We start from the raw sequence: 21,464 nt of genomic DNA on the forward strand, positions 1-21,464 counted from the left end.
GTTATCGTTAAGTTTGCGTCAAAATTATGTTATTTTTGCGGATAACCAAATTTTTTCAAGTTAAAATAATTAAGGTGTCAATATTGACACCTTAATTTTGTATTATTAATAAAAATACGCTTTATTTTATAGCAATTTTTTTGGTTTCTACACGATCTCCATCCTTAATATTTACTAAATATATTCCGGATTGAACATTAGTAAGTTGTATATTTTGGTTAAAGAATCCATTGTTTTTATAGGAGTTTTCAAAAACCGTTCTTCCTCGCATGTCGTAAATTGCAACATTAATATCTGATCCTGAATTTGAATCGAATTTAATGTTGAATGAACCGTTATTAGGATTTGGATAAACTACTAAGTCGTTAATTCCAAAAGTATTTGAGCTTAGGTTTTCAGCAACACATAGTGTTATACCCCAGTTGTTAATTGTTCCAATATCTCCATTCCAATAATCTCTAGCGTGAAGTACCCAAGTTCCTGCTGCAGGTTTACCATTTAAAACTGATAACGGTGAATCTGGTGAGAAAGTTCCTGTTGATGCACTACAAGAAGTAGCTGAAATAAATGGATTTCCATCATCAAAAGTTACATTCACACTGCTAAATTCGTTTTCACAGTTTCTGTTCCATAATGAAACACTTGTTCCGTCAGGGTGTGTCATCCACACTACTAAATCATCGATGTATGCATGGTTAAACGACAGATTAACATTAACATCGTTCAAACTTCCTGTAAGAGTTGGAGGTACAATTATTGTTTTAGTTACTTCAGCACCAGGAGTGTTTGCTCCTGTTCCATCAGGAACATTAAGCGCTGTATTATTCGAATACACATAACTACAGTTTGATTGTCCAGTTTGGAAAGAGTAGGTGGTACTATAGGTTCCTGAACAGCCTGCATTTTTTGGCATAACTCTCCAATAATATGTAGTCCCTTCTGCAAGACCAGCAACACTATATGTCGTGGTTGTAACTGTTGTGTTTGCTATGAATGTTGTAAAAGCGGCATCAGAAGCTACTTGAACTACATATTGCGTTGCAGCTGCATTTGCTGGCCATGTTAAAATGGTTGTTGTGCTTTGTGCAGTTGCTGTATTTGCAGGTGAAGTTAAGTTTTGTGTTCCAAAATTCCCACTAACTAAGTCTAAGTATAATGGTACTGTTTTGTTTGTAGCGCCCGAAGTTGCAGTAACAGTGATTGTGTAAAAGCCAACCGGAGAACCATTTGTATTACTTAAGGTCATTGTTACAGTTCCATTAGCAGAAATTGAGCTTGGTGAGAATGTTGCTGTTGCACCTGATGGAAGCCCTGAAGCTGTAAAAGTAGTTGTACCACTAAATCCACCATAGGTAGTGTAAGGAATTGCATAAGAAATATCAGTCCCTTGGCATGTTGACTTGTTTTGTTCGCCAGTAACACCATTAAAGCTTACACCAAATGTGCTTATAGGAGCTGTAATTGAAAAGTTTGCATTTGAAATGTCGTAAAAGATGTGATTATTACCTTTTACCATAATTCTGTTTGTAGTTCCTACATTGTTTGGAACTGTAATTGTTTCGGTTCCATCATTAGGTACTCTACTAGCTAATAATATTGGGTAGGTATATCCTCCATCTGTAGATAAGTAAATGTCAACATAAGCAGTATTTACACCGTTTGCAGTTGTTCCAGCAACATTCCAAGTAACGGTTTGGTTGGTTCCAACCGCCCAAGATATTGCAGTGTTTGGTGCGGTAACTTGGAAAGGACCAGCTGTGGCATTAACGGTAACAACCATAGCGTCAGTATCAGTTTGTTGACCAAATACTGCGTTATCACGTACTGTTAAGGTGAAGTTTAAAGTTCTGGCAACCGAACTTAAATACTCAACATTAATTTCTGTTCCGGCTGTAAATAATTGTCCTGCAATTACACGAGTTAAAATTGGCATATATCGGCTTGGCGATGAAGTCGCAATAAATGATCTCCAATTCGGACCTGTTGCTTTTGTAGCACTAGCTGCAGATGCAGCATTAGTTTGTGTTGATCCAGCGTTGTCTACTTCTTCCCACATGTAGGTTAAAGTGTCGCCATCGGCATCAGTTGCAGAGCCTGTTAAAATGAAAGGTGTACTTTTTGGTATAGTATAATCACTGCCTGCATTAGCTACTGGAGCATGATTAGTTAGTGGTGTTCTAGTAGGACAAGTTTTTCCTTCCATGTTGCTTTGTACTTGATAGATACTAGCATAATGAAAAAATGGATCTGAGTGCATTTGTATGTCTTGAGATGTAATACCAGCATAACCCATAATCGTTGAACCAGAACCTGGTTCAACATTCACTCCACTACCTTCATTATTCATGGAGAATGTGTGGTTCGCTCCAAATTGATGACCCAATTCATGTGCAACATAATCAATGTCGAAATTATCACCCATCGGGATGCCATCTGCTGGTGAAGTGATTCCGCTTCCTTTTTGACCGTTAACGCAAACACAACCAATACAGCCGGCATTACCACCGCCACCAGATGCCCCAAACATGTGTCCAACATCGTAATTTGACTCACCAATGTTATTAGTTAATGTTGTTTGAAGTTGATTGTTCCAGTTTGCCATAGTAGTATATGGGTCTGAAGTAGGATTGGTGTATATTACTACATCTGTATTTGCAATAATTGTCATATGAATTGCAAAATCTTTTTCAAAAACCATGTTAACGCGATTTATCGATGCGTTAATAGCAGCTAGTGCTTGTGGTTTTGTTCCTCCAAAATATTGAGTGTACTCTCCGTTGCAAGACATTGCTAATCTGAAATCCAACAATTCTTCAGCGTTTGATCTCTCAGTGTTTTTTGTTTTTGCAAAAAGAGTATTCATGATCTTTTTGTCTTCTGTGGAACAGGTAAAAGGTAATTCTCCTTTATTTCTTGAAGAGTTGTACACTACGTATGTACTTCCATCTTCTGAATAAGGTTCCATGAATTCAGCTGGTTTGTCAGCACGTAAAACCATGGTTTGAATCCCGCTTGGATCAATACTTATTCGTACTTGGGCTGTTGGATCGTCAATTCCCTTTCCTACATAAGAGCGGATTTCAGGATATCTAGATTGTAATTCTGGTGCAAAGTTAGAGGCTTCAAACATTTGAAAGCGTTCCATGTTACCTTCTGCATTAGGAAGACTGATGATAACATTGCTTTTTTGAGTATTTAAACGATTAGGAGCATGTGTTAGTTGTTGTTTTAATTCTGCTACATTAGTTCTAAATAGTTGAAAATCTTTTGGAAAAGAAAGTCTCTCAACATGTTTTACTTTTTTGATGTTAATATCGGTTGTTTTTGTCCAGTTGGAATTGCTTTGAGCAAAACCAAAACTAGAAATCATAACCGAAAGTAAACACAATTGTAATGTTTTTTTCATTTTTAGTTAGATTAGTTAGTGCTGCAAATATATAAAAAGATTTGATTTTCAGGTTTATAAATAAAAAAAGGAGGCAATCGCCTCCTTTTTAATAAATTATTCGTTAATTATTTGATAGAAATCTTTTTAACTTCTTTTCTTTCGCCATCTTGAACAGTAACCATGTAGATTCCTGTTTGAACATTGCTTAATTGAATGTTTTGGTTGAAAGTTCCATTGTTTTGGTATGATTTTTCAAAAACCAAACGACCTCTCATATCATGAACGCCAACTTTAATTTCATTTCCAGAATTTGAATCAAACTGAACTGTGAAATTACCATTGTTTGGATTTGGATAAATTGAGAAGTTGTCAAGCCCAAAACTTTGAGACGCTAACGTGAAAGATTGAGTACAAACAGTAATTCCCCATGAATTAATTTGACCTGTATCAGCATTATAATAATCAGCAGTTAATAAAGTCCAAGTTCCATTGGCTACTTTTCCGTTATATGCAGATAATGGACTAGATGGAGCAAATGTACCGGTCATATTAGCAACACATGTAAATGCTGCGGCTCCGTCACTTAAAGTTACATTAAAGTTGTCATTTCCAGCACAAGCTCTGTTCCAAACTGGAACTTGAGTAGCGTCTGGGTGGTTGATAGCAATAACTAAGTCGTTTGGCCAAGTGTGATTAACATTTAAAGCGATGTCTACATCTGAAATGTTTCCTGTGTCTGGCACGTTAATAGTGTTACTAACAACTGCCCCAGGAACGTTTGCACCTGTACCATCAGGAACTACTAAAGGCGTATTGTTTGTGTATGTATTACAGGTAGAAGATACCGTATAACCGATAGCTATGTCTTTAGTGTTAACATTAAAGAAAATGTTTCCATTTGCTTTAACCATTACACGTGCGTATTGTGCAGTAACGTTTGGAACAGTAATGTTTGCAGAACCGTTGTTTGGTATGTTTGAAGCTAATACGGTAGGGAAAGTTTGCCCTCCATCGGTTGATAGTAAAATATCTACATTGGCACCTCCAGCAATAGTATTCGTATTGTTTACTGTCCAAGTAATTGTTTGTGTTGTGTATCGTAGCCAAGTTTGACCTGCAGTTGCTTGAGATGTTACAGTAAGAGGTCCTTTGGTTCCATCAACAGTTACAATCATGTCGTCCTTGTTGGTTTGTCCAACTTTTACCGGTGCTGAAGCACTGTAAGGAACATTATCTCTTACAGTCAATCTAAAATTTAATGTTCTAGCAACTGAACTTAATGCCTCAACTGCGATTTCTGCACCTTGTGTTGTGGTTTGACCGTTTAATACAGTAGCCATTGTTGGGCAAACTCTTATTGGTGATGCTGTTGGGCTGTATGATCTCCAGTTTGGTCCAACTGTTTTAGTAGCTGATGCTGCAGATGCTGCTCCAGTTTGTGAAGCAGAATCATTGTCGTATTGCTCCCAGCAATATGTTAGCGCGTCTCCAGAATTGGCGTCTGTTGCAGAACCAATTAACATAAAAGGAGTGCTTTTTGGAATAGTGTAATCGGCACCTGCATTAGCAACTGGTGTTGCGTTGTTTGCTGTGATTGCTGTTGTAACAGGACATGTTTTTCCAGCTAAATTTGTTTGTATTTGATTGATACTTGCAGCGTGATAAATATCAATTGAGTGTGCTTGTATATCTTGTGAAGTAATACCAGCATATCCCATAATAGTTACACCAGAACCTACCTCCATATTTACACCAGAACCTTCATTATTCATAGAGAACGTATGGTTAGCTCCCAATTGATGACCTACTTCGTGAACTACATAATCAATATCGAAGTTGTCTCCTTGCGGTATTGCATCTGCAGGAGATGTAAATCCACTACCTTTATTTTTATCAGTAGTACTTGCTGTATCGTTTACACATACACAACCAATACATCCTGCATTACCACCACCACCATCAGCTCCAAAAAGGTGACCAATGTCGTATGCGGCATTGTTGGCAGCTAAAGAAGTAGCTGGACCAGTTAGACTAGAACTCAATGTGTTTTGTAATTCAGCATTCCAAGCGCCACCAGCACCTGTTCCAGAAGCAGAATATGGATCGGTTGCAGGGTTGTAATAGATTACATTTGTTGATTCGTTAATTAAATTTAAGTGTAAACCTAAATCTTTTTCATAAACTCCATTACAACGAGAAAGTGTATTGTTGAATGCTGCAAGAACCAAGCCTACTTGAGCTGAACTGGTTGCTCCAAAATAATTAGCGTATTCTGCAGTACATGATTGTGCTAAACGCATAGTTTTTAATTGCCCTGCACTTGATCTTGTTGTTGTAGGAACTTGAGTAGAAATATCTGTAGCTAATTTTTGGTCATCTACAGAACAAGTCCAACCTAATTTTCCTTTTTCACGTTGTGATTTGAAAACCGCATATACACGGTGGTCTTGTGAATATGGCTCAATGAATTCGTTTTCTTTGTCCGTTCTGAAAACCATAGTTTGAATTCCTTGAGGGGAGATACTTAATTTTAATGTAGCATACTTGTCAGTGATACCCTTTCCAGAATAAGCTCTGATTTCTGGGAATCTTGCTTGAAGCGCATCATCAAAGTTTGAAGCTTCATACATTTCAAATTGTTCTAACTGACCTTGTGTGTTAGGTAAGGTGATAATCACTTTTTGTTTGTTTTTGTTCTGAAGTGAGAACAATGTTTGACGCAATTGATCTGTATTTAAATTGTACAAGTCAAATGTTTTAGGGAAAGAAAGTCTTGAAACGGCTTTATCTTTCGACATTTTACCGACGTCGCCTTTATTGGCGGACCAAAACTTGTCATTTTGCGCATATCCTGACGATATTGCAAAAGCCGTCGCTAAGGTCAATAGTAATGTTTTTTTCATTTTTAGTCTATTGAGTTGATTATTAGAAGCTCAAATATAAAAAAAAAATTAAAAATTCATAATAATTTAACGAAAAAGCCATGTCAAGTTGTTTTTAAGATTGTCTATTTGCCGGTTATTAAAATTTGATTTTTGCTAACAATAAGTATCTTTGTACAAACAAATTGATTTGAGAACATTTTCTTCTATTCAGGAATTTCATTCAGATTCGAAAACCGTAGTTACACTCGGAACTTTTGATGGCGTGCATTTAGGGCATCAGTCAATTTTGTCTAAGTTAACCAAGTCGGCAGAAAACCTAAATTGCGAAAGTCTGGTATTGACTTTTTTTCCGCATCCTCGTATGGTGCTGCAGCAAGATTCTGATATTAAACTCTTGAATACTATTGGAGAAAAAAGTGTGTTGCTTCAAAAATTTGGAATCGATAATTTAGTCATACACCCATTTGATTCTCATTTTTCTCAATTAACAGCCGAAGAATTTGTTAGAGAAATTTTAGTTAAACAATTCAATATAGCTAAAATTATTATAGGCTACGATCATCGTTTTGGTAAAGGCCGTTCGGCTACAATTTCCGATTTGATTGCATTTGGGGAGAAGTACAATTTTGAAGTCGAACAAATCTCAGCAAAAGAAATAGATGAAGTTTCCGTTAGTTCAACCAAAATTCGTAACGCACTTACTGAAGGAGATGTTGCTTTGGCCAATCAATATTTAGGCTATGATTATTTTTTTTCTGGTCAAGTTGTTGAAGGAAAAAAACTCGGGCGAACCATTGGATATCCAACGGCTAATATTCAATTGGATGAAAACTATAAACTGATTCCTAAAATTGGCGCTTATGTTGTTTCTTCAGTAATTAATGGGAGTTTGGTTCATGGAATGATGAATATCGGTTTTAACCCTACGGTAAAAGGTTTGGATAAAACGATTGAAGTTCATTTTTTTGATTTCTCTAATGATATCTACGGAAAAACTATTCAAGTATCAATTCATGAGCGTTTGCGTGATGAAGCTGATTTTGGATCAATTGAATTGTTGATTCAGCAATTGGGCAAAGATAAAAAGGATGCTTTGCGTTATTTCGAAAACAAAAATCATGAATCCCTTTAAGCAGGTTGATAATGCACCGCTGATTCTTTTTAGAATCTTTTTTGGTTTTTTGTTCGCCGTTGAAACCTTTGGGGCGAATTTTACCGGTTGGGTTAAAGATAATTTTTTACTTCCCGATTTTACATTTTCCTATCTTGGTATGGATTGGCTTCAGCCATTGCCGGGTTATGGCATGGTGTTTTATTTCATAGCCATGGGAATTCTTTCTGTAATGGTCATGTTGGGGTTGTATTATAGATGGAGTTTGGCATTGCTCACATTGTTGTGGAGTGGTGCTTATTTTATGCAAAAAACAGCATACAACAATCATTATTATTTGCTGTTGTTGGTGGCTGTCATTATGTGGTTTCTTCCTGCAGATGCTTATGCTTCATTAGATGTAAAAAGAAATCCTGAGAAACAACGTTTAACCATGCCGGTTTGGTGTTCGTGGGTGATGATGTTGCAAATGGCAATTGTCTATTTTTTTGCAGCTGTAGCTAAATTTTATCCCGATTGGTTAGATGGGACTTTTACAAAGGCTTTGTTCTCTAATCTTACCGGAAATGAAACAATTGATGCTGTTTTTGCGCAAAAATGGTTTTATGTATTTATTGCTTATGCAGGTATTTTGTTCGATGCCTTAATTGTTCCGGCTTTGCTTTGGTCGAGAACTCGAAACATTGCTGTTATTGCATCTTTGCTTTTTCATGTTTTTAATTCAGTTACTCTAAAAATTGGTATTTTTCCATACTTCGCTCTAAGCTTTGCTTTGTTTTTTTACAATCCCGATTTAATTCGAAAGCTTTTTTTTAAGGAGAAACCTATTCCTGATAGCGCAAAGCATAATGAGTATTTGGGTAAAAAGATTCTCTATTTTTTCTTCATTCCTTATTTTTTACTGCAAGTAGCGCTTCCGGTTCGGCATTGGTTTATTAAAGGAGATGTGCTTTGGACGGAAGAAGGGCATCGTTTAAGTTGGCGTATGATGTTGCGTAAACGAGAGGGACATATTGTGTTTTCTGTTGTTGATAAGAAAACAGGAGAGAAATCTGTTTACGATCATAAACGTGTGCTTACGCGTTGGCAAGAACGTGGTATGGCTGCAAAACCAGATATGATTTGGCAAATGGCTCAGCGAATCAAAAAGGAATATCTAAAAAAAGGAAAGGATGTTCGCGTTTATGTAGATTGCATGGTTTCTATAAATAATCAGCCTGCTAAACGGCTTATTGATTCTAAAGTTGATTTAGCTTCAGCGGATTGGAATTACTTTGGGCATTCCGATTGGATTTTGCTATACGATAACGAAGATTAATGCGTTTGGTCGATTTAACTTATATTTAAGTCGCTTTAAATTTTGCTTCGATAAATATTTCATATTTTTGTTAAATAAATATCAAGTTTGTTTCGAATAAGTCATTCGATTGAAAACTTCATAAAAAATAGTGTTTAACCTTATAAATATGAAATACTATGTTTGTTAAGTCAAGAGAATTCAGAAACGGAACCATAATTTTTGTTGGTATTGGAATTTATTTCCTTTTAATGGAAGTATTGGGCTTGTCCCATCACTTCTATCTTAGAATCCTTAATATTTTTATTGTACTCTATGGTATTAATAGAACAATTAAGGCAAATATTCACGATGGACAAAACGATTATTTGTTCAATTTAACTTCGGGTGCCATGACCGCTTTTGTTGGGGTGATATTGAGTATCATTGCTCTAAATGTCTACATTCATTTAAAAGGTGGTGAGATATATGTGAAAACCTTATCGGAAGCCTTTTTGTTTGGTGGAAGTCCTTCAGTATATCAGTATTGCGCTGGTTTGCTTTTTGAAGGTTTGGCTTCTTCGGCTATCGGGGCTTTTACGTTGATGCAATATTGGAAAGGGAAAACGTATCGTGACGGACATTTAACTCACGAATGATATTTTTTCAATTCGAAAGTATTTCCATCGAAAACACCATAAGTGAAATATCCAATCCAATCGCCAAGATTGAAGTAACTTGCATTGTCTTTTAAGAGAATTTCAAGAGGAAGATGTCTATGGCCAAAAACAAAATAATCGTAATGTTTTTTTTCAAGTTTTCTTTTGGAATATTGCACAAGCCATTCGTTTTCTTCACCCAAATACTTAACATCTTCCGCTCCAGAAATCAATTTGTTTTTTACCGATAAGTATTGCGCAAGCCGAACCCCTATGTCTGGATGAAGCCATCTGAAAAACCATTTCGAAACCGGATTGGTAAAAACGCGTTTCATACGTTTGTAGCCTTTATCTCCTGGGCCTAATCCATCACCATGACCAATTAAAAAAACTTTTTTGTTGAATGTGAATTCTTTTGGTTTGTGAAAAATGGGGATGTTAAGCTCTTTTTCGAAATAATCGTACATCCATAAATCGTGGTTTCCAACGAAAAAATAAATTTGGATTCCATTGTCTCGTAGTTCTGCAAGTTTTCCTAACACGCGTACAAAACCTTTGGGTACAACTGTTTTGTATTCGAACCAAAAATCAAACAAATCCCCTAGCAAAAAAAGGACTTCAGCATCGGCTTTAATTTCTTCTAGCCATGCTACAAATTTTTGCTCGCGCGGAAAGCTATCCTTGGCTGTTGGTGCGCCAAAGTGTTGGTCGGATGCGAAATATATTTTTTTGGATTGTTGCAGTTTCATAATGATATAGGTCAAAGATAAAAAAATGTGTCTTTTTTTAATGCTTTTTTCGAATTATTCAATTATTATTTTCCTATGAAATACAATTCTAAATTTTAAATTATTTCTTTTTTTGTAAAAAAAGTATCAAAAAAAATTTTTAATTGTTAAAATATTGTAAATTAGTACTGCTTTTGTCGATAAAAAACACAAATCATCGACAAAATACACAAAAACAACATAATTGTTATAAAAATGAGGCGACTATTTTACTTCGTGTTCTTTTTTCCGCTCTTTATGTATTCACAAGAGAAAGCAAAATTTGCTGATCGAAAAGAGGGAACCTATCAGATTGAATTTCTAAAAACAGCAACACAACCCATCGCTGTTACCAATGAAATTCTCGAAAAAATCGAAACTATTAGAAAAGAAGATCAAGATGCTTACTTGGTAATTAATGACCAAACCAGGATCCGTGTTTTTTCTAAGAATGAATTAAAAAAAACGAACAGATCCAAACAACAGGAGTATGTGGTTTTGGAAAATTTCATTAATTAACTCGTTTTAATATGATAAAAAAACTACTTTTTGTTTTGTTTAGCGTTGTTGGTTTTCAGTCTGCTTTTGGACAAGCGGGTAGTACTCCATGTAATGCTTTACAGTTGTATCCGTACACAAGTTGTGGGAATACAAGCGGAATGCAGTATTCTGGGCATTATCAATCGGAGAATGCTGCTGGATCCTTGGTTACTTTAGCGGGAACTTCTACAATTAATCCCGCCTGTACCACAGATAACGAAACTACTCAGCCAGTTGAATGGCTTTCTGTAACGGCAACAACAACGTCTTTTACAATTACAAATCTTACCGATTATACTGGGCCTGGTGCTGCAACAGCTGAAACACGTGATTATGTTGTTTTTTCTGGAACTTGTAGTTCTTTAACTCAAATAGCATGTGGCGCTAGTATTGCCTTAAATGGTACTTTGAATGTTACAGGTTTAACTGCAGGACAAACATATTATATTATGGTGTCTCAATCTGCAGCAGCTTATTCTGGTTATCCAACTGCAAATGGAGTGGCGACTTGTATTACAAGTACGGTGCCTCATGTACCATCAAATAACAATTGTTCTGGTGCTTTTGTTTTGGCTAATAATGTAACCTATACATCAACAAATGCTGATAGTACTGCAGATGGTCCTTCAGTATGTCAGAACCCTGCTTCTGGTAGTGTTGAAAATAACGTTTGGTACCAATGGTGTGCTCCTTCAACTTGGACACCTGGACAAACAGCATTTTTAAATGTCAATAATCAGGTTTGTAATAGTACGCAGGGTTTACAGTTGTCAATTTATGATGATACAACCAACTGTGCCGATATTACTGCCGGAACAGCTACATCGCTGGTCTGTCAAAATCCAGGAGCAACAACAAATTACAATTATACGTTTACTGCCAATCCTAATCAGTGTTATTTAATTGTCTTGGATGGATATGCAGGAACATCATGTACCTATAATATTCAAGTTTCAGCATCAGCAAGTACTTGTGTTACGCCTCCTACAGTAACTGCATCTGCAGTTACTCCTACAATTTGTCCTTCTGGATCTACAGTCCTTAATGCAAGTTGTTCGGGAAGTTGTGCTGGGATAACATATACATGGTCGCCGGCTACAGGTCTTTCTTCTACTACAGGTGCTAGTGTTACTGCTTCTCCAGCAGTAACAACAACCTATACGGTAACTGGAACTACTGCAACATGTACAGCATCATCAACTGTTACAGTAACGGTTAATCCGCTAAATACAATTACGGCTGGTTCTAATCGTACAGTTTGTATTAATACTCCAATGACCAATATCACGTTGGCTACAACGGGTGCAACCGGAGCAACGTTCTCGGGCTTACCGGCAGGCGTAACGGGATCATGGGCAGCCAATACGGTAACCATTAGCGGTACACCAACAGCAAGTGGAACCTTCAACTATACAGTAACGACTACCGGCGGATGTCCACCTGCAGTAACAACGGGAACCATTACGGTTACTCCACAAAACACGATAGCAGCAGGAACAGGCCAAACGGTTTGTATCAATACGGTTATTACCCCAATCACTTTGGCTACAACGGGTGCAACCGGAGCAACGTTCTCGGGCTTACCGGCAGGCGTAACGGGATCATGGGCAGCCAATACGGTAACCATTAGTGGTACACCGACAGCTAGTGGAACATTCAACTATACGGTAACGACTACCGGCGGATGTCCACCGGCCACAACCACGGGAACCATTACGGTTACTCCACAAAACACGATAGCAGCAGGAACAAGCCAAACGGTTTGTATCAATACGGCTATTACCTCAATCACTTTGGCTACAACGGGTGCAACCGGAGCAACGTTCTCCGGCTTACCGGCAGGCGTAACGGGATCATGGGCAGCCAATACGGTAACCATCAGTGGTACACCAACAGCATCAGGCACATTCAACTATACGGTAACGACTACCGGCGGATGTCCACCGGCAACTACAACGGGAACCATTACGGTTACTCCACAAAACACGATAGCAGCAGGCACAAGCCAAACGGTTTGTATCAACACGGCTATCACGCCAATCACATTGGCTACAACGGGTGCAACAGGAGCAACGTTCTCGGGCTTACCGGCAGGAGTAACAGGGTCATGGGCAGCCAATACGGTAACCATCAGTGGTACACCAACAGCAAGTGGAACCTTCAACTATACGGTAACGACTACCGGAGGATGTCCACCGGCTACTACAACGGGAACCATTACGGTTACACCACAAAACACGATAGCAGCAGGAACAAGCCAAACGGTTTGTATCAACACGGCTATCACGCCAATCACCTTGGCTACAACGGGTGCAACAGGAGCAACGTTCTCGGGCTTACCGGCAGGAGTAACAGGGTCATGGGCAGCCAATACGGTAACCATCAGTGGTACACCAACAGCAAGTGGAACGTTCAACTATACGGTAACGACTACCGGCGGATGTCCACCGGCTACAATAACAGGAACCATTACGGTTACTCCACAAAACACGATAGCAGCAGGTACAAGCCAAACGGTTTGTATCAACACGGCTATTACCCCAATCACTTTGGCTACAACTGGCGCAACCGGAGCAACGTTCTCCGGCTTACCGGCAGGTGTAACAGGATCATGGGCAGCCAATACGGTAACCATCAGTGGTACACCAACAGCAAGTGGAACCTTTAACTATACGGTAACGACTACCGGCGGATGTCCACCGGCTACTACCACAGGAACTATTACGGTTAATTCCATGATTGTACCGGTAACAGGATTCAGTTATACCACACCAGTATGTTATGATGCTGCAAATCAAATGCCTGTTCCGGTTCCTGGGTTTACTACTGGAGGAACGTATACCTCTACAGTAGGATTAACATTGAATGGAACAACAGGAGAAATAACACCTAGTTCAAGTACACCGGGAACTTATACGGTTACTTACACTTATCCTGCATCGGCATGTGGTGCTTTAGGTAGTAGTACTTTCAATATTACTATTACCCCACAAAACACGATAGCAGCAGGTACAAGCCAAACGGTTTGTATCAACACGGCTATTACCCCAATCACTTTGGCTACCACAGGAGCTACTGGAGCAACGTTCTCGGGCTTACCGGCAGGAGTAACAGGGTCATGGGCAGCCAATACGGTAACCATCAGTGGTACACCAACAGCAAGTGGAACCTTCAACTATACGGTAACGACTACCGGAGGATGTCCACCGGCTACTACAACGGGAACCATTACGGTTACACCACAAAACACGATAGCAGCAGGAACAAGCCAAACGGTTTGTATCAACACGGCTATAACACCAATCACATTGGCTACAACTGGCGCAACAGGAGCAACGTTCTCCGGCTTACCGGCAGGAGTAACGGGATCATGGGCAGCCAATACGGTAACTATCAGTGGTACACCAACAGCAAGCGGAACGTTCAACTATACGGTAACGACTACCGGCGGATGTCCACCGGCTACTACCACGGGAACCATTACGGTTACACCACAAAACACGATAGCAGCGGGAACAAGCCAAACGGTTTGTGTCAATACGGCTATCACGCCAATCACGTTGGCTACAACGGGCGCAACAGGAGCTACGGTAACGGGCTTACCAGCAGGAGTAACGGGTACATGGGCAGCCAATACGGTAACCATTAGTGGTACCCCAACAGCAAGCGGAACGTTCAACTATACGGTAACAACTACCGGCGGATGTCCACCGGCAACTACAACGGGTACTATTACGGTAAATTCTATGATTGTACCGGTAACCGGATTTAGTTATACAACACCGGTGTGTTATGATTCAGCGAATCAAATGCCAGTACCAGTTGGAGGGTTTACTACCGGAGGAACATATACTTCTACAGTAGGATTAACATTGAATGCAGCAACTGGAGAAATCACACCTAGTTCAAGTACACCGGGAACTTATACGGTTACTTACACTTATCCTGCATCGGCATGTGGTGCTTTAGGTAGTAGTACTTTCAATATTACGGTTACACCACAAAACACGATAGCAGCGGGTACAAGCCAAACGGTTTGTATCAACACGGCTATCACGCCAATCACGTTGGCTACTACGGGCGCTACAGGAGCAACGTTCTCGGGCTTACCGGCAGGCGTAACGGGCTCATGGGCAGCCAATACGGTAACCATTAGTGGTACACCAACAGCAAGTGGAACCTTCAACTATACGGTAACTACTACCGGCGGATGTCCACCGGCTACTACCACGGGAACCATTACGGTTAATTCCTTAATTGTTCCGATAACCGGATTCAGTTATACAACACCTGTGTGTTATGATGCTACGAATCAGATGCCTGTTCCGGTTCCAGGGTTTACTACTGGAGGAACGTATACCTCTACAGTAGGATTAACATTGAATGGAACAACAGGAGAAATAACACCTAGTTCAAGTACACCGGGAACTTATACGGTTACCTATACTTATCCTGCATCATCTTGTGGTGCAGCAGGAAGTAGTACTTTCAATATTACTATTACCCCACAAAACACGATAGCAGCAGGAACAAGCCAAACGGTTTGTATCAACACGGCTATCACACCAATCACGTTGGCTACTACTGGCGCTACTGGCGCAACGTTCTCGGGCTTACCGGCAGGCGTAACGGGATCATGGGCAGCCAATACGGTAACCATTAGTGGTACACCAACAGCAAGTGGAACCTTCAACTATACGGTAACGACTACCGGCGGATGTCCACCGGCTACTACCACGGGAACCATTACGGTTAATTCCTTAATTGTTCCGATAACCGGATTCAGTTATACAACACCTGTGTGTTATGATGCTACGAATCAGATGCCTGTTCCGGTTCCAGGGTTTACTACTGGAGGAACGTATACCTCTACAGTAGGATTAACATTGAATTCAACAACAGGAGAAATAACACCAAGTACCAGTACACCGGGAACTTATACGGTTACCTATACTTATCCTGCATCAGCTTGTGGTGCAGCAGGAAGTAGTACTTTCAATATTACGGTTACACCACAAAACACGATAGCAGCGGGTACAAGCCAAACGGTTTGTATCAACACGGCTATCACGCCAATCACGTTGGCTACTACGGGCGCTACAGGAGCAACGTTCTCGGGCTTACCGGCAGGCGTAACGGGCTCATGGGCAGCCAATACGGTAACCATTAGTGGTACACCAACAGCAAGTGGAACCTTCAACTATACGGTAACTACTACCGGCGGATGTCCACCTGCAGTAACAATAGGAACTATTACAGTTAATTTAGAGCCTTCAGTTCCAATAATTATGACTGATCCAGCAGGTTGTTTAGTCGATGGATTGAGTACTATTACAAATTATGATACTACTCTTACTTATAACTTTAACCCTATAGGACCAACTGTTTTATCAACTGGTGAAGTTTCTGGGATGGTTGTAGGGACTAACTATACCGTTTCGGCTGATAATGGTAGTTGTACATCAGGAATGAGTACTATGTTTTCTATTGAAGGTATGTATTCACCAGTAACTGTTTCTTTCGTAGGAGGTTGTATAAATGGCGCTTATACTTTGACGGCTAGTCCAATTAATTCATCTTATTCGTATGAATGGTTTGATGAATCAGGTTTTAGTGTTGGATCTTCTAGTTCCGTTATTGTTGATGTAGCGGGAGCTTATACTTTGGAAGTAGATAATGGTAATGGATGTATTTCTACATTTTCAGATACTATTTCTACAGTATTTTGCGATATTCCTAAAGGTATTTCACCAAATGGAGATGGTATGAATGATTCTTGGGATCTAGAAGGCTTGAATGTTCACTCCGTAAAAATATTTAACCGTTACGGTATGGAGGTTTACAGTTTTGGTTCGGGCTATACTAAGCAATGGCATGGTCAGTCTAATGCTGGTCATGAGTTACCAGACGGTACATATTACTATGTTGTTGAGACAGGAGACGGACAAATCAAGACAGGTTGGGTATATATAAACAAAGAGAGATAAAAAAAGAGGGATGCCACTCCTTTTCAAGGGAGGGAGTGGTATTACTAAAAGCTAAACAATACAAGTAATGAAGAAACTATATTTAGGTGTTTTGCTGGGTGTTTTGGGATTGTCAGAGGGCTATTCACAACAGGACCCGCACTACACGCAGTATATGTATAATATGAGTGTTATGAATCCGGCTTATGCGGGTTCAAAAGAGAGTTTATCTCTTGGTTTGTTATATAGAAAGCAATGGGTTGAGATAGAGGATGCGCCTACCACGGCAACATTTTTCGGTCACAGTCCTGTTGGGAAGAATGTGGGATTGGGTCTATCTGTAATATCGGATAAGATTGGCCCTGTTGAGGAGAACAATGCATATGCTGATTTCTCGTACACGTTGAAATTGGGAGGCGACCACAAGTTGGCCTTTGGTATGAAAGGGGGCGCTACGTTCCACAAGGTAGGTTTGTATGACGATATTGGTAACGGCCACGTTCCGGATTTGAATGACCCTGCCTTTTCTCAAAACAGCAGCAGAACGTTTTTAAACATAGGATCGGGATTGTTTTACTACACCAATAAATACTATGTTGGATTTTCGGTTCCGAATTTATTGAAGTCGAAACATTTGGATTATAACGGGAGGCAGTTCGGTTCGGAAGTATCGCATTATTTCTTAACGGGAGGATATGTTTTCGATATTAACGAGAACGTAAAATTAAAGCCTTTTGCGATGCTTAAATCGGCTTTCAATGCACCGACCTCATTAGACGCTTCGTTAAACACGTTGTTGTACAACAAACTTGAATTGGGATTAACGTACCGTTTGGAAGATTCCTTTGGAGCGATGGTTAACTTTTCGATTACTCCGGAGCTTCGCATCGGGTACGCCTACGACTATATCGTATCGGATTTATCGGCAAAAACCAAGGCCTCACACGAGTTTATGTTGTTGTGGGATGTTAACTTCTACAAGAAAGTATCTACCTCACCACGATTTTTCTAACCTAACAGCGAAACGAACATGAAGAAAACATATATTACTTTTAGTCTTGTACTCGCTGGTTTAACCTTATCAGCACAAAACAAAGACACACAGGAAGCGGATAAATTATACAACCGCTACGAATATATTGATGCGGCAGATGCCTATTTAAAACTGGTAAGTGCCAACAAGGCGGATAATTACGTTTACCGTCAGTTGGCCGATAGCTACTACAATGTGTTTAACACGCAGGAAGCAGCCAAATGGTATGCCAAGGCTACCGAACAGGAACAGGAAGCGGAAATCTACTACCGTTATGCTCAAATGCTTAAAGCGGATGGTAAGTACGATGAGGCAAACAAGCAAATGAAGAAGTTTGCCGATTTGGCTCCGAACGACCAGCGTGCCATAACTTTTAAAGCCGAGCCGAATTATATTCCGAGATTGAGCTCGCAACAAAAGTTGTTCGATACCAAGAGTATGGATGTGAACAGCGACAAATCGGATTTTGGAGCGGTTTTAACCAGCGATAACACCCTGTATTTTGCCAGTGCACGTAATACCAGCAGAAAGACATACGGGTATAACGACCAACCGTACTTGGATTTATACCAAGCGACACGAAATGCCGATGGAACCTTCAGTAAGCCTACGGAAGCCCAAGGCGTAAACAGCAAATGGCACGATGGCCCTGCAACGGTAAGTGCCGATGGAACTACGATGTATTTTGCCAGTGAAACGTTCCGCGATAAGATTTTCGACAAAGACAAAGCCAAAAAGTTGAAATACGGTAACGTAGGTCTTTTTAAAGCTACGAAAGTCGATGGGAAGTGGGGTAACATTCAAGCTCTACCGTTCAATAACAAAGACTACAACGTAGGAAACCCTAGTTTATCCAAAGATGGAAAAACACTTTACTTTGCTTCGGATATGCCTGGAGGAATAGGAGGGTCGGATATATGGCGCGTAGCCATAAACGGGAACAACGATTATGGTACTCCTGAAAACCTAGGAAGAGAAATCAATACCGAAGGAAGAGAAAACTTTCCGTTTATTACCGACGAGAACAAGCTTTATTTTGCTTCAGATGCCAGACAAGGATTTGGAGGATTGGATGTTTTCGTGGTGGATTTAAACAAAGGCATGGAGGTTAAAAACGTTGGAAAACCGGTAAACTCGGAAAAAGACGACTTCGCCTTTAGTTATAATGCAGATCAAAAACTGGGATTCTTCTCGAGTAACCGCGGAGGTCAAGACGATATCATGATGGCAATTCCGGTGTGTGGGGTTGAAATACAAACCACGACCAAGAATGCCAAAACAGGAGAATTGCTTTCAGGAGCAGCCGTGGCGATATTGGATGACCGCAACAACCTAATCGAAACCAAATATACTGCAGCCGACGGATTTGTGGGGTATGCAGTAGATTGCGACAAACCATATACGTTACAAGTCTCTAAAGACGGCTTTGTAAGCAAAACGGTTCCGGTAGATAAGAGTCAGGGTGGAGAGTTACCGATTGTGGTAGAATTAGACCCTATAGACGTAATTGTTACGGAAACAGAAGTTATCTTAAACGATATCTATTTCGAATTCAACCGTAGCAACATTACCAAACAAGGAGCTTTTGAGCTTGACAAATTGGTTCAGGTGATGAAGAATTCACCGGAGATGGTAATTATGGTTAAATCGCATACGGATAATAGAGGAAGCGACAGTTTCAATATGGATTTATCGGAAAGACGAGCAAAATCTACGGTACAGTATATTATCTCTAAAGGTATTGCTAAGGATCGTATCTCTGGAAAAGGATTTGGAGAAACCGAACCGAAAGTGGCTTGCGATAAATGTACGGAAGAAGAACACGCGAAAAACCGTCGTTCGGAATTCTTAATCGTTAAGAAATAACACAAACCAAATAGCAAATAAAAAAGCACCCAATTGGGTGCTTTTTTTATAGATTATCAGATTGATACCATTCGGCAAATGAAGTACCTGTTTCCTGTAGTTTTAATGAGTGTAATTGGATGGAGTTAGGAAGGCGATTTTTTATTTTTTCTGCAAAATCAATGACCATGTTTTCACTAGTAGGTTGGTAATCGACTAAAATAACATGATGTCCTCTTTCTTTTAATTCGTTAGCCAATTCTATATGAGGGGTGTTTTTGTTGAAAACGGTAGCATGATCAAAAACATCAACAATTTCTTCTTTCACGATTTTTTTCAAATCACCAAAATCAATCACCATTCCGAATTTTACATTGGAATTGTCTACAATGGGTTGTCCAATAACAGTAACCGATAATTTGTAACTATGACCGTGTACATTTTTACATTTTCCGTCATAACCATAAAGCGCATGACCTGTTTCAAACGTAAACTGCTTTGTAATTCGGATGTTTGCCATTTCGAGGTAATTAGAATGCAAATTTAGTAAATAAAACCAAGCCACAACATTTTGTATCTTTGTGAAATAATTTTACCTCATGAGCGAGTTTCAGTTAATTCCACAATACGAACAAATTATTGATGACCTGATGGATCAAAAATTTAGTGTGGTTGATCATTTTTTTTCAGTAGAAGATGTACAAAAGTTTAGAGACAATCTTTTAAAAAAATACAACGAGAATGATTTTAAGAAGTCGGCCATTGGTAATTTGAATAATGAAAAAGTATTGGAGGCTGTTCGAGGCGATTTTATTCATTGGATTGATGAATCACAAATGGATGATGTTGAAGCGATATATTATTCTAAAATAAATGAGTTTGTTTCGTATTTAAATAGAACTTGTTTTTTAGGAATTCAGGAGAGTGAATTTCATTATGCACTTTATCCGGAAGGGACTTTTTATAAACGACATCTGGATGTTTTTCAAAATGATACGCGTCGAAAATTGTCGATGGTTTGTTATTTAAATACCGAAAATTGGCAAGATGATTTTGGGGGTGAATTGGTTATTTATTTGCCACAAGATTCGGGTAAGGAAAAAGAAATTGCCATAACTCCTAAATTAGGAAGAATGGTTATTTTTGAAAGTCAACTTTTAGAGCACGAAGTAAAGCCAGTAAAGCAGCCGCGATATAGTATAACAGGGTGGTTAAAAACTAGGTAATTTACTTTTTCTTGAATTGATTTAAAGCGTTTGTAGTAAATTCAGACAGCACCAAGCGCCCTGATATTTCAGCTCTTTTATAAAGGAGCGTGTTCCAATCTTCAGTGCCTTCCCAAAAAACTTTTTTAATTTCAGTAAGCGCTTCAGGATTATATGATGCTAATTTGCCGGTGAACGTGTCTAATTCTATATCTAATTCTGCAAGCGTATCTGTTAGATGTGAAAAAAGACCCTTTTCGTGTGCCCAAGTAGCATTTTTCCATTCGTGTGCGGCGAGAGTCATTTCGGCTAAAGCAGTTTTGCCAATTTTTCTTGAAACAGCCGGTTCGATTACAAAAGGTCCGATACCAATAGCTAATTCTGATAATTTTATAGCGCTGTTTTTTGTTGCAAAAACATAATCACAAGCAGCGGCTAAACCTACGCCTCCACCCACTGTTTTTCCTTGAACACGTCCAACAATCAACTTAGTGCAATTTCTCATAGCATTGATAACATTAGCAAATCCTGAAAAAAATGCGGCACCTTCATCTAAGTTTGAAACTGCTAAAAGTTCATCAAAAGAAGCACCAGCACAAAAAGCACCTTCACCTTCACTTTGAAGTACAATTAATGAAACAGTATTATCCAGACTTAATTTATTGAATTCGTCTGTTAACCGTTTCAATTGCTCACTAGGAAAGGAATTACTTGCAGGGTGACCAAATGTAATTGTAGCAATGTTGTTTTTTAGAGTTGTAGTGATGGTTCCGTTATTTGAAATCATAA

Annotated in this window: 13 protein-coding genes; 8 read left to right on the top strand and 5 right to left on the bottom strand. The window is 39.3% G+C overall.

Translation table 11 applies throughout. The features are described 5' to 3' along the window. Positions 1-121: 121 nt before the first annotated feature. The gene (locus ACZ1JT_RS06940; protein ID WP_465093116.1) at positions 122-3,406 is read right to left on the bottom strand and encodes a zinc-dependent metalloprotease; all 3,285 of its coding nucleotides are present in this window, start codon (positions 3,404-3,406) and stop codon (positions 122-124) included. Positions 3,407-3,513: 107 nt separating this feature from the next. Then, positions 3,514-6,291, bottom strand: a complete 2,778-nt coding sequence (locus tag ACZ1JT_RS06945) for a zinc-dependent metalloprotease (RefSeq protein ID WP_465093117.1) — start codon at positions 6,289-6,291, stop codon at positions 3,514-3,516. Positions 6,292-6,460: 169 nt separating this feature from the next. On the opposite strand from ACZ1JT_RS06945, the gene ACZ1JT_RS06950 reads away from it, so the two are divergent. The 3 genes from ACZ1JT_RS06950 to ACZ1JT_RS06960 all read left to right on the top strand — a co-directional run bounded on the left by ACZ1JT_RS06950 (position 6,461) and on the right by ACZ1JT_RS06960 (position 9,319). Beyond that, the gene (locus ACZ1JT_RS06950; protein WP_465093118.1) at positions 6,461-7,405 is read left to right on the top strand and encodes a bifunctional riboflavin kinase/FAD synthetase; all 945 of its coding nucleotides are present in this window, start codon (positions 6,461-6,463) and stop codon (positions 7,403-7,405) included. Then, positions 7,392-8,702: an HTTM domain-containing protein gene (locus tag ACZ1JT_RS06955; RefSeq protein ID WP_465093119.1), complete on the top strand. Its 1,311-nt coding sequence runs from the start codon at positions 7,392-7,394 to the stop codon at positions 8,700-8,702. The genes ACZ1JT_RS06950 and ACZ1JT_RS06955 overlap by 14 nt, the downstream gene beginning before the upstream one ends. Positions 8,703-8,860: 158 nt before the next feature. Then, positions 8,861-9,319 (top strand): hypothetical protein, encoded by a 459-nt coding sequence (locus ACZ1JT_RS06960; RefSeq protein ID WP_465093120.1) that lies wholly within the window; start codon positions 8,861-8,863, stop codon positions 9,317-9,319. On the opposite strand, the gene ACZ1JT_RS06965 is transcribed toward ACZ1JT_RS06960, so the two are convergent. Then, positions 9,310-10,068 (bottom strand): UDP-2,3-diacylglucosamine diphosphatase, encoded by a 759-nt coding sequence (locus ACZ1JT_RS06965; RefSeq protein WP_465093121.1) that lies wholly within the window; start codon positions 10,066-10,068, stop codon positions 9,310-9,312. The genes ACZ1JT_RS06960 and ACZ1JT_RS06965 overlap by 10 nt on opposite strands. 234 nt (positions 10,069-10,302) lie before the next feature. Here ACZ1JT_RS06965 and ACZ1JT_RS06970 point away from each other — a divergent pair, with 234 nt between their 5' ends. From ACZ1JT_RS06970 to ACZ1JT_RS06985, 4 genes are all read left to right on the top strand, one after another. After that, entirely contained in the window at positions 10,303-10,605 is a 303-nt protein-coding gene (locus ACZ1JT_RS06970) for a hypothetical protein (RefSeq protein ID WP_465093122.1), read from the top strand. 11 nt (positions 10,606-10,616) lie between these two features. Then, positions 10,617-16,613 (top strand): T9SS type B sorting domain-containing protein, encoded by a 5,997-nt coding sequence (locus tag ACZ1JT_RS06975; RefSeq protein WP_465093123.1) that lies wholly within the window; start codon positions 10,617-10,619, stop codon positions 16,611-16,613. A gap of 67 nt (positions 16,614-16,680) precedes the next feature. Further along, entirely contained in the window at positions 16,681-17,604 is a 924-nt protein-coding gene (locus ACZ1JT_RS06980; protein WP_465092942.1) for a PorP/SprF family type IX secretion system membrane protein, read from the top strand. A gap of 18 nt (positions 17,605-17,622) precedes the next feature. Continuing rightward, a complete protein-coding gene (locus ACZ1JT_RS06985; protein ID WP_465092943.1) occupies positions 17,623-19,491 on the top strand; it encodes an OmpA family protein in 1,869 nt (622 codons plus the stop codon). Positions 19,492-19,537: 46 nt separating this feature from the next. Here the strand turns inward: ACZ1JT_RS06985 and ACZ1JT_RS06990 are convergent, their stop codons facing one another. Continuing rightward, positions 19,538-19,990: a 6-pyruvoyl trahydropterin synthase family protein gene (locus ACZ1JT_RS06990; protein ID WP_465093124.1), complete on the bottom strand. Its 453-nt coding sequence runs from the start codon at positions 19,988-19,990 to the stop codon at positions 19,538-19,540. A gap of 79 nt (positions 19,991-20,069) precedes the next feature. Between ACZ1JT_RS06990 and ACZ1JT_RS06995 the strand changes: the two genes are divergently transcribed. Continuing rightward, positions 20,070-20,696: a 2OG-Fe(II) oxygenase gene (locus ACZ1JT_RS06995; protein WP_465093125.1), complete on the top strand. Its 627-nt coding sequence runs from the start codon at positions 20,070-20,072 to the stop codon at positions 20,694-20,696. A gap of 1 nt (position 20,697) precedes the next feature. Here ACZ1JT_RS06995 and ACZ1JT_RS07000 read toward each other — a convergent pair whose 3' ends face one another. Then, the gene (locus ACZ1JT_RS07000) at positions 20,698-21,462 is read right to left on the bottom strand and encodes an enoyl-CoA hydratase/isomerase family protein (protein WP_465093126.1); all 765 of its coding nucleotides are present in this window, start codon (positions 21,460-21,462) and stop codon (positions 20,698-20,700) included. Positions 21,463-21,464: the final 2 nt, after the last annotated feature.

It is taken from the genome of Flavobacterium sp. IC2-16, assembly GCF_055521455.1.